Below are 12,436 nucleotides of genomic sequence, written 5' to 3'. Positions count from 1 at the left end.
GCTGATCAATTCAGGGCTTTTTCATTTTTGTTGTTTTAATTCGGCATCGTGCCATTGTTGAAATGGAACGTCTAAAGTGACCATACCTGAACCAATCGCATGATTTAAATCTTTATTGATTTTGACCTGAGATTTATTCATTTGCATTACATCTGGTCGATAATCCAGATTGTATGATTCATTCAACAACAAAACGATGGCATTTAAGTGATTCAACCTGCTGTGTAAGCATGCTTTATTACGCTCTCCTTGTTCAGGATTGGCGTTTAGCAAACCCAATTGTGCGCTATCTGATGCAATCTTTCCAATTTGATGACATTCCTCAGAAAGTTTTAACAGCAAAAACTGTAGATGATTCATCTGACCTCCAAAAAATTAATCACTAAGATAATTGTTGAAAGTGCATCCTATCGACAACAGCGCTGCGTCCTAGCTTATGTAATCTGTCACAGTAAAATTGAAAATTCCTTTGACAATGTTGCTATGCCTAATAGCGAAATATTCATTCCAAAATGGCATATGCTTATAAGTTAAACAAAAAAGTAGTTGAGTCAATTGGTCATTCAATATAAACAACTCTGTATAATGACTGTCAAATTATTAAATATAATGAAACATTTATTCTGAAACCAAGTATAGCTTCACAAAATATATCTATCTCTTTCTATCCACTATTCGAGTTGAATAATTCAGGTCGATAGATTATAAAGGCCACGCAATCTTATATTTCAAAGATTGCATGACTATTTAATTATTTTTAAAACATTAAAAATAGGTCAAATCAACCACAACTTACCTTTACAATTTTTTTGGTTGAAGGATCGGTAACCACAGTGACACGATTTTCACGATAATCCATGGTCACTGGCTGCCCGGGTGCTATATTGCGCACAATTTGTGCACGTGATACCTGTTTAATCTGTTCATCAGTCAAACCCGACTGTCCAACAAGCTTTTGGGCTTCATCTGGCATACAATTTTTTTGTTGAGAACGAAATAATGCCCACTCCTCAACGACTTGTCCATTTGGCAAGTGGCAATAACCCGTTTGCCCTTCTGGTCCATTGCGAATTTCCAGCTTTCCTTTTTGCTCAACACAATACTGGCTGGCCGGATTAGGCATACCGATTTTTGGCATTTTTTCACCTGAATGCGGATAAGACGAACATGCTGCTAATGGCAGCAGTAAAGCAGCCCATAAAATATTCTTTTTCATTGAATAATATCCTTTTGAATAAAAGTCATTGTTGTTTATGAAAATCCAGCTTTCAAATTACAACGGGACCTCACAAGAATGGAAGTCCCGTTTATCATTTCACTGACAACTGATACGATCAGACACTCAAAATACTATTGAGTGTCTCTTTTACGTTCTTGGATTTAACTTTAGGTTGCAATGCTTGAAGTGCTTCTTTTACACGCGTTTTATGCGGCTCGGCCAAGGTGTACCAGCGAGATAATACTTGTAAGAGGCGTGAACCTAAAATCGGATTTTTTTCGTCAAAATACTGAGCCAAATCGATATAGTGTTCTACCCCATAACTCCATGCATTGACAGGATTATTACTCAAACCACCACTCACCGAGCGTACGCGGTTTGGTGTTCCCAAATCATAATCAGGATGCTGAGTAAGTGTACGAATGGTCTCTGCTGTAGCATCAGGATTCGCCGCCTGAATCATAAACCACTGATCAAGCGATAGCGCCTCATCCTTATAACGATTATAAAAGTCATCAAGTGCCTGCTGTGCCTGAGGCGCATCATTCCAGACCAGTACGCGTAACGCACCTAAACGCTCTGACATGTTGCCAGTTGTTTGATACTGGGTATAAGCGAGCTCGAACACCTCATCGTCACCTTGGCGCGCCATCATGCTGAGCATGATATTTTTAAGCGCACGCTCTCCCATTGCTTGAGAGAAATCGTGTTGTAGTGCTGGATTCAACGCTAAATAGGTTTCTTTCCAGAACCCATTTAATGCACGTGCTAGGGTTTCTAAAACAGAATTACGCTTTTCCTGCACTTGCTCAGGCTGATAATCGTGATCGATACGACTTCCCAAATAACCCTCTGTTGGAACATCAAAAAGTCGTGACGCCAATAATGGATCCTGACGTACTAGCGTAGGTAGCGTTTTTTGAATGGCGTCGATATAAGGCTCAACCGAGTGTTCCTGCAATAAAATGCGCTCAAGTAAGGTTTGACTCGCCTGCCACTGATTAAATCCATTGGTTTCGTGCTGAATTAAAAATGCCAGCTCTTCATCGGTATAATTAAAGACCAGATTCACCGGTGCAGAAAAGTTACGTAGTAACGAAATGACAGGCGGCTGATCGACACCTGAAAACTCAATACTTGCGTGATCTTGATCAAATAAATACACACCGTCTTTCACCTGATTTTCAAACAAATCTGGACTATTTAAGGTGTATTGTTCACCTGTTTGCGGGTTAAACAGCGCCAAAGCAACAGGAATAGGCACGGCCTTTAAATTTGGATATTTAGGATGCGCTTTAAGACTTTGTTTAAAGTTCAAACGATAGATGCGCTGATCAGGGTGATATTCGCTCTCAACTTCGAGCTTTGGTGTTCCCGGCTGGTTGTACCAGATCAAAAAGGTGGATAAATCGACACCCGATCCAGCTGAAAGTGCATCAATCCAGTCTTCAACCGTAACTGCTTGACCATCGAAGCGCTTAAAATACTCATCAGTGCCTTGGCGAAACTTTTCTTTGCCAAGAAGTGTCGCCATCATTCGGTTAATTTCGGCACCTTTTTCATACACCGTAGCGGTGTAAAAGTTATTAATTTCCACAAAATGATCTGGACGTGGTGGATGCGAAAGTGGGCCAGCATCTTCTGGAAATTGATGCGCTTTGAGTACCGCGACATCGTCAATGCGTTGTACCGCAGCAGATTGAAGGTCTTCAGAAAATGACTGATCTCTAAAAACGGTTAAACCTTCTTTTAGACACAACTGGAACCAGTCACGACAAGTAATACGGTTTCCAGTCCAGTTATGAAAGTATTCATGTGCAATCACGGACTGTACACGCATAATCGCGGCATCGGTGGTGTATTCTTCATCGGCCAGTACACAAGAGGTATTAAAAATATTTAAGCCTTTGTTTTCCATAGCCCCCATGTTGAACTGGCTGACCGCTACAATCATATAATTGTCTAGGTCGTATGGACGGCCATAGTGCTCTTCATCCCAACGCATAGAATGCTTGAGTGCTTCCATGGCAATTTTGCATTTTGGAATATCTTTTTCAATGGCATATATTTCAAGTGCAACATCGCGGCCTTCGGAAGTCGTATATCGTTCCTTCAGTACAGCCAAATCACCAATCACACAGGCAAATAAATAACTTGGTTTTTTAGTTGGATCTTGCCAGATGGCAAAGTGACGGTCTTCACCCACGGTACCCGTTTCAAGCAAGTTACCGTTAGCCAGTAATACAGGATATTTTTTATCGGCTTCAACACGTGTAGTGAATACTGACAATACATCTGGACGGTCAGGATAAAAGGTAATTTTGCGGAAACCTTCTGGTTCATTTTGCGTGACAAACAAATCGCCAGCTTTGTATAGACCTTCTAGCTGGGTATTACTTTCTGGATGAATCACCACTTGGGTTTCAAGTGTGAGTTGATCTGGTGCATTGGTAATCACCAATTGCTCATCATCAAGCGTGTAATCTTCACTGTTAAGCGGCTCGCCATTTAATTTAATCGATACCAGTTCAAGATCACGCCCCAATAGTACCAAATCACCAGCAGCATTTCGTTTCATCACCAGTGTAGAAAACACGTGCGTATGATCATCGTGTACCTGAATGTCAAGGTTGATCGAATCGACCAAGAAAGATGGCTGTTGATAATCTTTAAGATAAACCGTTTGATCTGCCGAAATATGAGGGTTTGCCGCAATATTCATATATTTTCCTATTTTGCCCTTATGCATGGCATCAGTCATTATTGTGTATGCATTTGATCATACGCCAACTTAATCAATGTGTCTGCGAAGTTTCAATTTAAAATTAAGATGCGTCTTATCGAATTATTTTTCAATTGTAAGTACGTACAAATGCTCAAAAAACGTTTTGTTTGGCTTGAGTTTTTTTAGCTCTTTCTTTTGCTTCGTTTAATTTTGGCTGAAAGTAAGACAATCTATTTCATTGTAACGCCGACTTACATTTTTAAGTTTCGATTACATTTTGTGCACGTTTTTTGCTTGTATTAGCAAGACCAAGTTAGTCAGTATAAAATACATAATGTCGAAGAGGTGATCGATATGGAACTCACACAACACTTACATCGCGTTGAAAATATCAAAGCCATTCATGATTTGCACAGTGCTGGCGTTTGCCCCAATGTTATTGCGGTGTTCATGACCGCAGAAGGAATTGAACTTACCGCACAAGATGTCACAGCCATTGTGAATACTTACGATGCATTGGGCAAAGAAAAAGCACCTTCGCGCAAGGTTAAAGCCCTTATTGCAGCCAAAAAACTTGGCCAACACGATGAATCTTTGCCCTGCCCTGTTTAAAATTATATAAAGTAGAAGGCTCAAAGATTTAACTTTGAGCCTTTTTTATGTGTTCTATTTATAGAGAGCTTTGATCTGATCATTTGATTTTGAAATCTGGATGTCGCAATTTGAACAGACGCGATATAATTCAACTCTCGTTCTTTACCTGAGTGTTATTTTGAATATTCTGCAAAAACAACTTGATGAAAGTAGTCAGTGCCCACTGTGCCAAGCCGCTATGTTTTGGGTTGAGGCAGAAGAGTATGAGCAGGATGTTCAATTTCAAGAATGCAGCCATTGTCAGCATCGTGTATTTCAAGATCATAAGCGTGTGTGCCATTGCATAAGCTGTACCGAACAACGCAAAAAAATGATTAAACAAGCTCGTCAGCAAGAGCAGAAAAAAAACCAGATTAAAGATGACAAAGTGTTCAATCTTGAAGACTTGAGCTTGATGCATAAACTGTTTTTGTTGGCTTTACTAGATGATCATGTGCATGAAAATATTCCGCACGATGAATTTGTACATTGGCATGCCATTAAGTACCACAGCATCAGCCCACATTATCTTTTCAACAATGCATTGTATAAAGAGCTGCTGCATTTGGGTATTTTGGTTATTCCTGAGCATCTTGATGAACAACAACAGATTGCTTATTTGAGGGTTCGACTCGATGGCTACTCCGACCCTAGCTTGTTTAGTATCGTACAACAGCTCAGACATTGGTTTTATGAAAATCTAAGTATGGGAATTCCTTACAAAACGACAGAAGACGTCAAAAACGTGTTGTTTGAATTGTTATATCAAGAAATTGTGCAATTTATGCAAATGTACTGTCGAACATGGAATATACAAATTGCAGGCAACCGTCATTTCCAGCAATTTTGTTATAAACTTCTTGATGGTTTGGCAGTGGGCCAGATTTACTATCTGATCCAGACGGCATTAGAGTATTTGTATACCCAAAAAGCGCTTCAGCCACGTAATGAAAGCTTCATCAATACGAATTTACTAAAAAAAACGCTAGAACAATATCGAGAGCGTGCCATTACAGAACGATGGGAAACCTCAACTTTACCTCGACCCATGAATTTACCTTTAAGTAAAATGAGTCAGATATTTTTGTATCGGTTTTTATCTTATGATGAACGCATCTTTATACAACCGATATGGAAAGCATGGCGCAAGATTGAGCCGCGCCTTAACTTTTTTTCTTTAAAACGGTGTATGAATTGTGGTTCAAACGACCTTGAGGTCGATTATGATGCGACAGATTATGTGTCGTTAATTTGCCGAAACTGCAAACATCAAGATCATTATTTTACCAAGTAAGCTTTTTCTTTTTAGGGGTCAACCATGTATAACTCATGCAACATTATTGAACATGTTATTGATACTTGGGAAAAATTACAGGCACAAGCACCGCTGGTACAATGTATTACCAACAGCGTGGCAGCCAACTATGCGGCAAATGTTTTGCTGGCAGCGGGTGCCTCACCTGCAATGATTGACAATCCATTTGAGGCTGAGAGTTTTACCCAAATTAGTGGCGCACTTAGCATCAATACTGGTACCCCGACCACAGAGCAGATGCAGGCCATGATGATTTCGGCTCAAACGGCGCACAAACATCACATTCCTTGGGTGCTGGATCCTGTAGGATACGGGCCAATTCTCAAATGGCGAAGTGACGCTGTCGATGCGCTATTACAGTATCACCCCTCGGTTATTCGCGGTAATGCTTCTGAAATTAGTGCCCTTGCAGGGCGCCTGACCCAATCTAAAGGTGTAGACAGTACTCTCAAAAGCGATGAAATGTTTCATCACGCCCAGCACCTTTTAACTAAAACCAGTTGTGTGGCGATTTCAGGTGAAACCGATTATATCTTGTCAAATGCAATGACCTGCATTGTCAAAATTCAAGGTGGTAGCCATTTACAGCCACGCATCACTGCAACAGGTTGTGCACTGGGTGCTTTAGTCGCAGCATACTGTGCTGTCGCACCTGTTCATTTGGCTGCAATTACTGCGCATGTGCATTTTGCAATTGCCGGAAAGCTTGCTTTTGATCAAGCACAAACGGTGGGGAGTTTTAATATTATGTTTATGGATTATATCCATATGCTCGATGCAAACTTGATTGAACAGTATGCGCGTATTGAATTAATTTCTGATGATTGATGTTTTCATACCTTTTACTTAAAGCATTCGTTATGATCTGGAATCATGCTTTGTAATAATTTTCTAGTTATCAATAGGATTAAAATAAGCGGCGATCAAGATCTTCCGCTTAAATATTCCATGACACTTTATATTAAGCTGATATAATTAAAATAAAATAAATAATTCCATCTTTAACAATTAAGATATCTAAGCGATTAAATTTTTAAAATAAATACCAAGGTTTTTTAGGCATACTTTCTTTAAATTCAGGGCTTACTTCAATTGGTCCCTGACCTTTTTCACAATCTGTTATTATCCATTCGCTAGGTCGAAAACGCGCATTCGGACCATCAGGCTCAGGTTTACCAAATTCCTTTATAATGTCATATTCAATCGATGGAATATCGACTACAACCAAATCACCACGTGAACACGTTACTAATGATTGCTGCTTATGATGCTTTGAATGATGTTGATTGATTGTTGTACCAGTGTTAGAGCGTCCAACTGGAATCACATATTGATCTTGAGCCAATTCAAGTCGAGGGGGCTCCATTGCAATGATCCATACTCCAGCAACTTTAACAGGATGTGGAAAACGAATAGCTTTTAGCCCTCTTAAACTGACAGGCAATTGCGGCTCACCGTTGTCAAAAGCATCATTTCGACTAATTAAGCTACCTTTGGGTACTAAAAGTTCACCATATTGATAATCTTGCGATAAAATAAAATGACTACGCTGCTCCTTATAATAACTTTTAAGTTCAAATTCATACTCAATCGATGTAAAAAAATAAAATACGCAGACTGCACATATATCACATATAAGTGTAATAACTGAGAGATAGATAATTTTCTTAGAGAAAAATTGAACAGAAAGTTTTTTATGCTTAAGCCAAAAAATCACTGCTTTTGCAAATAATATTAGTGTCAATACACCACCAATCAATGGTATAAAAACAAATAAAATGATAAATAAAAGTGAGATTGGGCCTATTGGTATCATGATTATTCTAAATTTAAATCCGTACGATTATTTTATTAAAAATAAGCTATTTATTTCTATAAAATCATAAATAGCTCATCACAAATATCAAAAATTCTTTATTTTATTGATTCGTGATCACTGTCTTAAAATACTGCTGACGAGGCATATCGACAATTTCAACACAGCTTTGGATCGGTTTTTTCTGATTCATCAAACTCTGATTGCTAGTTACTGTCTGTAATACCTTTTCACCTATCTCAGTCTTTTGTTGTTCGGTACGTCCAGAGAGCAAATAAACTTTGACATGCACATAGGCCTGATTATGATCTCCCTCTCCAATCAAAAAGATATCATCTTTTCGGGCACGGGATTTAATATCTATCGCATCGCAATAGCCTGTCGCGATGATGCTGATATTGATTTGAGACAACAGTTGCTTCGGATCGAAATATTCAATATTGGCCGAATAATCCACAATAATATGGGGCATGCGGTTTGACTTCCTATTCTATAAATAACAGTGCAAGACGTACCTGATCATAACCCATTCTCGGGCTAGTGAGATCCACAATCGGCTTGAGTTTGATTGAACCATCGTCATTAAAATTTTCTGGCCGTTTGCTTTTTTGCACACGTTTAAACAATTTACGTACTTGCTCGACTACCTCATCACCTGGGTGGGCCACCGAAATATCCAGTCCTTGCTCACGATGTAAACGCGCCAGATGATTAATAATGGTGGCCGGTGTGAGCCCTCGCTCTTGGGCGATATCCTGAATGTCGTACCCGCCCTCAAATAGCTCACGAGTTTCATCTAAGGTCGCAGAGCCATAATTTTGCTTTTCACCTTTGGCGAGTTTTTTCTCGTTACGGGCAATTTCGGTTTCATTGAGCGTACCACCACAATGTCGAATAAACGCTTTGTGCTTATCGGTTAAATCAATTTCTGCAAAATGATCTTCTGCCTCTTGAGACAACTCCTGAAAACGCTTGTCTGCTTTAAGCGCAAGGGTATCAAGCTCCAAAGCTTGCTCGTTAAAACCAAGTAAACGCAAACCCGTTAATGACTTGAGCCGAGATAAAGCCACATAACCCTGACCTTTTTCAAACGTATGGGTTAGATTAATTTCTGCGGCTTCCAAAGTCATACCTTGGCTTTTATGAATGGTAATCGCCCAAGCCAAACGCAATGGAATTTGCTGGAAACTTGCAATCACCTTCCCGGCTTCGTTTTCGATCGACCATGTTTCAGGCTCTACCAGCAACGTGGTTCCATCTGTCATTTTGACTTTAGGCAGTAAGCCAAATTCGTCGTCTTCTTCAAATCCGATCACTTCGCCTAAACTGCCATTGATATATCCCATATCGAAGTTGTTTTTTACAAACATCACTTTGGCATGTTTTTTAAGCGTAAGCTCTTCAGGCGCGCGTACCGACGATTTTAATGTTTCAAGTAATTTTTCATTGCCATCTAATGTGGCATTAAACTGATGGCCATCATTTTCAATTTCATTCAAATGCTGAAAATTGATCGCGTCTACATCCATATTGTGGGTGTAAAGCCGTGTAAACGTATCCCCAATATCATGCTGACGCGATGACAATAAGGCTTGCTTATGATTTGATTGTATATTTTGCGCTCGAATGGCATTTAAAATCTGATTTAAAATTTCATCGTCCTGACGGTGTTGTTCTGTCAAATAACAAACTCGAAATTTTGCCTCAACCCACGCATCCGACATAAAGCAAAATTTATCGCGGTTGCGTTCATCATTTTTACCAACAGGCGGCAACTGAAAAAAATCACCGGCCACAATGACTTGTACACCGCCAAATGCTTCGTCGCTTTCTTTGAAGTATTTCAGAACCTGATTCACCAGATTAAGCTGTTTGGCATGTAACATTGAAATTTCATCAATAATCAGCACTTGAGCGTTTTCAAGGTGTTCTTTTAAATACTTGCGCTCTTTCATACGTTTCAGATCATCATCGGATAGATGATCCTTAATGCCAATACCTGCCCATGTATGAATGGTCATGCCATTCATATGCGTCGCCGCGATACCTGTTGAGGCAGTAATGGCAACGGGTACCTTACGCGCCTTTAAATACTGAATGTACTGATTAAGTGTATAGGTTTTACCTGCACCGGCCGAGCCAGTTAGGAATACATTTTCTCCGGCTTTTAATAACTTCAGTGCAGTTTCTTGCTTCATAATCCAACGACTTCTAACAACGAGCACATAGCTTAACGACTTTGACATAAAAGTAAAATGCTAAAGCTCAATCGATTAAAATATCACTTAAAATACAAAATCTTAATTCAAAAATTCTTGGTAGGTGTTTGGTAGGTACACATTATTTTACGCTCAGATAATACTAGTGACATGGTGAAGGACACCTAGATAACAAGACATAAACAGATTGAATAAGGAATATCTCAATGGCGTTTAAACAAATTGCAGATCAAACCAACGGTTTTTTCATCCCGAGCGTTTCACTTTTTGGTCCAGGATGTGCCAAAGAAATTGGAAATAAAGCAATTGATTTAGGAGCAAAAAAAGCTCTGATTGTGACCGATGAAGGCCTCTTTAAATTTGGTGTGGCCGACACAATTGCAGAATATCTACATAGCGCCGGTGTAAAAAGTCATATTTTTTCAGGTGCAGAACCTAATCCGACCGACATCAATGTACATCGCGGTGTAGAGGCCTATACTCACAATGACTGTGATTTTATTGTGTCTTTAGGAGGCGGTTCATCACATGACTGCGCCAAAGGCATTGGACTGGTGACTGCCGGCGGTGGTCACATCCGTGACTATGAAGGAATTGATAAAAGCAAAGTCCCAATGACGCCGCTGATTTCCGTCAATACTACAGCAGGCACCGCTTCTGAAATGACACGCTTTTGTATCATCACCAATACAGATACGCACGTAAAAATGGCAATTGTCGATTGGCGCTGCACACCATTGATTGCCATAGACGACCCTAAACTTATGATTGCAAAACCGACAGGCTTGACCGCTGCCACAGGGATGGATGCCTTGACACATGCGGTTGAAGCTTATGTATCGACAGCAGCCAACCCCATTACCGATGCCTGTGCAGAAAAAGCTATTAGCATGATCAGTCAATGGCTCAGACCCGCAGTAGCCAACGGTGAAGATATCGAGGCGCGCGATGCCATGAGCTATGCGCAGTATCTGGCAGGAATGGCATTTAACAACGCCTCATTGGGTTATGTACATGCCATGGCACATCAATTAGGTGGTTTTTATAATCTGCCGCACGGCGTATGTAACGCCATCTTATTGCCCCATGTTTGTGAATTCAACCTAATTGCGTGCCCTGAACGTTATGCCCGAATTGCAGAACTGATGGGTGTAAATACTCAAGGCTTGAGTACCACTGCCGCGGCATATGCAGCGATTAATGCGATACGTGAGTTGTCTTCTTCAATTGGTATACCATCTGGTTTAACAGAATTGGGCGTTAAACCAGAAGATTTGGCAGTTATGGCAGAAAATGCACAAAATGATGCCTGTATGCTTACCAATCCACGTAAAGCAACGCATGCACAAGTGGTCGAGATGTTTAAAGCAGCATTGTAACTGGCTTAAACAGTAAAAATCCTCTTCTGAGTAGGTTTTCTCCAACCAACTTACTCGGATTTTGGGAATATCTCCATCATGGATATTCCCTTTTTTTATTCACATGTCGTAATTGACAAAGTTTAAATTTCAGATAACGATGAAGACATTATGATTCAATAGAAAAAACAAGAATGTCAGATTACAGCGTCGATCTCTTAGGTGAAGGCTATGAACAGCAAATCCTGAATTTTCCTGACGATTATGAAGGTCGAGTGATCGCCACACTGGTAAGAAAAAAAGCCAATCATACTACTGATAAGGCTGTGCTATATATTCATGGCTATATTGACTATTTTTTTCAAAAAGAAATGGCCGAGCAATTTAATCTACATGGTTATGATTTTTACGCCCTTGATTTACGCAAATATGGCCGCTCTAAACTCCCCCATCAAACATTTTTTAATGTGCACGATTTACGCGAATACGATGCCGAAATTAGTCGGGCACTTGAGCTAATCGAGCAAGAATCTCATCATCAAGTGTTACTTGCAGGTCACTCTACTGGCGGGCTGATTGCCACTTTGTATGCTGCACATTATCGTCAGAATTCACTGATCAAAGCACTCTGGGTAAACAGTCCATTTTATGAGTTTAATTTGAGTCTTGCCGAAAAGAAACTGGGAATTCCGCTGTTGAGTCAGGTTGGTCGAGTATTGCCGCGTCAACCTTTTCCGAGCAAACTCAACCGATGGTACGTTACCAGTTTGCATCAAAGCCTAAAAGGTGAATGGGATTTTGATCTGAACTGGAAGCCAGTATCTGCACCGACCGTTTTACTTAGTTTTGTACATGCTATACATAGTGCCCAAAAAGAAATTCACAAAGGTGTGTATATTGATATTCCTGTACTGGTGATGCATTCACATCAAACTAAAAATCCGAAACGCTGGCATAAGAGCGTCACACAAAGTGATGTGATTTTAAATGTAAAAGACATTCGCAAATATGCCAAAAAAATCAAGGGCGATGTGACAATCCAGAGCATCCAAAACGGTGTGCATGATCTGGTCTTATCAGCGCCCGCTGTACGCGAAGCTGTCTATCAAAAGTTATTTCAATGGCTTAACAGCAAAATCAGTTCATACTGA

The 12,436-nt window shown here is 40.0% G+C and carries 11 protein-coding genes; 5 read left to right on the top strand and 6 right to left on the bottom strand.

From position 1 onward, the window contains the following. Window positions 1-21: 21 nt before the first annotated feature. The 3 genes from QLG00_RS10735 to pepN form a co-directional block, all read right to left on the bottom strand. Window positions 22-360, bottom strand: coding sequence for a hypothetical protein (locus QLG00_RS10735; RefSeq protein ID WP_151764129.1), 339 nt, complete (start codon window positions 358-360; stop codon window positions 22-24). A 421-nt stretch (window positions 361-781) separates the two neighbouring features. After that, a complete protein-coding gene (locus QLG00_RS10730) occupies window positions 782-1,216 on the bottom strand; it encodes an I78 family peptidase inhibitor (protein ID WP_025095165.1) in 435 nt (144 codons plus the stop codon). A 118-nt stretch (window positions 1,217-1,334) separates the two neighbouring features. After that, window positions 1,335-3,941 (bottom strand): aminopeptidase N, encoded by a 2,607-nt coding sequence (gene pepN / locus QLG00_RS10725; protein ID WP_282470958.1) that lies wholly within the window; start codon window positions 3,939-3,941, stop codon window positions 1,335-1,337. Between the two features lie 357 nt (window positions 3,942-4,298). On the opposite strand from pepN, the gene QLG00_RS10720 reads away from it, so the two are divergent. From QLG00_RS10720 to thiM, 3 genes are all read left to right on the top strand, one after another. Continuing rightward, window positions 4,299-4,556, top strand: a complete 258-nt coding sequence (locus QLG00_RS10720) for a hypothetical protein (RefSeq protein ID WP_055414673.1) — start codon at window positions 4,299-4,301, stop codon at window positions 4,554-4,556. A gap of 100 nt (window positions 4,557-4,656) precedes the next feature. After that, window positions 4,657-5,871 carry a TFIIB-type zinc ribbon-containing protein gene (locus QLG00_RS10715; protein WP_111812564.1) on the top strand — a complete coding sequence of 405 codons (1,215 nt, stop codon included), beginning with the start codon at window positions 4,657-4,659 and terminating at the stop codon, window positions 5,869-5,871. A gap of 24 nt (window positions 5,872-5,895) precedes the next feature. After that, entirely contained in the window at window positions 5,896-6,720 is an 825-nt protein-coding gene (gene thiM / locus QLG00_RS10710; RefSeq protein ID WP_004937253.1) for a hydroxyethylthiazole kinase, read from the top strand. Between the two features lie 205 nt (window positions 6,721-6,925). Here the strand turns inward: thiM and QLG00_RS10705 are convergent, their stop codons facing one another. From QLG00_RS10705 to QLG00_RS10695, 3 genes are all read right to left on the bottom strand, one after another. Next, on the bottom strand, window positions 6,926-7,708 hold the full coding sequence (locus QLG00_RS10705) for a hypothetical protein (RefSeq protein WP_208477633.1): 783 nt from the start codon (window positions 7,706-7,708) through the stop codon (window positions 6,926-6,928). Window positions 7,709-7,811: 103 nt separating this feature from the next. Continuing rightward, window positions 7,812-8,180, bottom strand: coding sequence for a 5-carboxymethyl-2-hydroxymuconate Delta-isomerase (locus QLG00_RS10700; protein WP_282470957.1), 369 nt, complete (start codon window positions 8,178-8,180; stop codon window positions 7,812-7,814). A 13-nt stretch (window positions 8,181-8,193) separates the two neighbouring features. Then, window positions 8,194-9,906 carry an AAA family ATPase gene (locus tag QLG00_RS10695; protein ID WP_119689809.1) on the bottom strand — a complete coding sequence of 571 codons (1,713 nt, stop codon included), beginning with the start codon at window positions 9,904-9,906 and terminating at the stop codon, window positions 8,194-8,196. A 227-nt stretch (window positions 9,907-10,133) separates the two neighbouring features. Between QLG00_RS10695 and QLG00_RS10690 the strand changes: the two genes are divergently transcribed. Together QLG00_RS10690 and QLG00_RS10685 are read left to right on the top strand one after the other, a co-directional pair. Beyond that, the gene (locus QLG00_RS10690; protein ID WP_004937247.1) at window positions 10,134-11,306 is read left to right on the top strand and encodes an iron-containing alcohol dehydrogenase; all 1,173 of its coding nucleotides are present in this window, start codon (window positions 10,134-10,136) and stop codon (window positions 11,304-11,306) included. 173 nt (window positions 11,307-11,479) lie between these two features. After that, window positions 11,480-12,436, top strand: a complete 957-nt coding sequence (locus tag QLG00_RS10685; RefSeq protein ID WP_119689810.1) for an alpha/beta hydrolase — start codon at window positions 11,480-11,482, stop codon at window positions 12,434-12,436.

Origin of the sequence: Acinetobacter sp. V89_7 (genome assembly GCF_029967895.1) — a bacterium.
GTDB lineage: Bacteria > Pseudomonadota > Gammaproteobacteria > Pseudomonadales > Moraxellaceae > Acinetobacter > Acinetobacter soli.
Note: the sequence above shows the minus strand (reverse complement) of the source record. Positions and strands in the feature narration are given on the sequence as shown.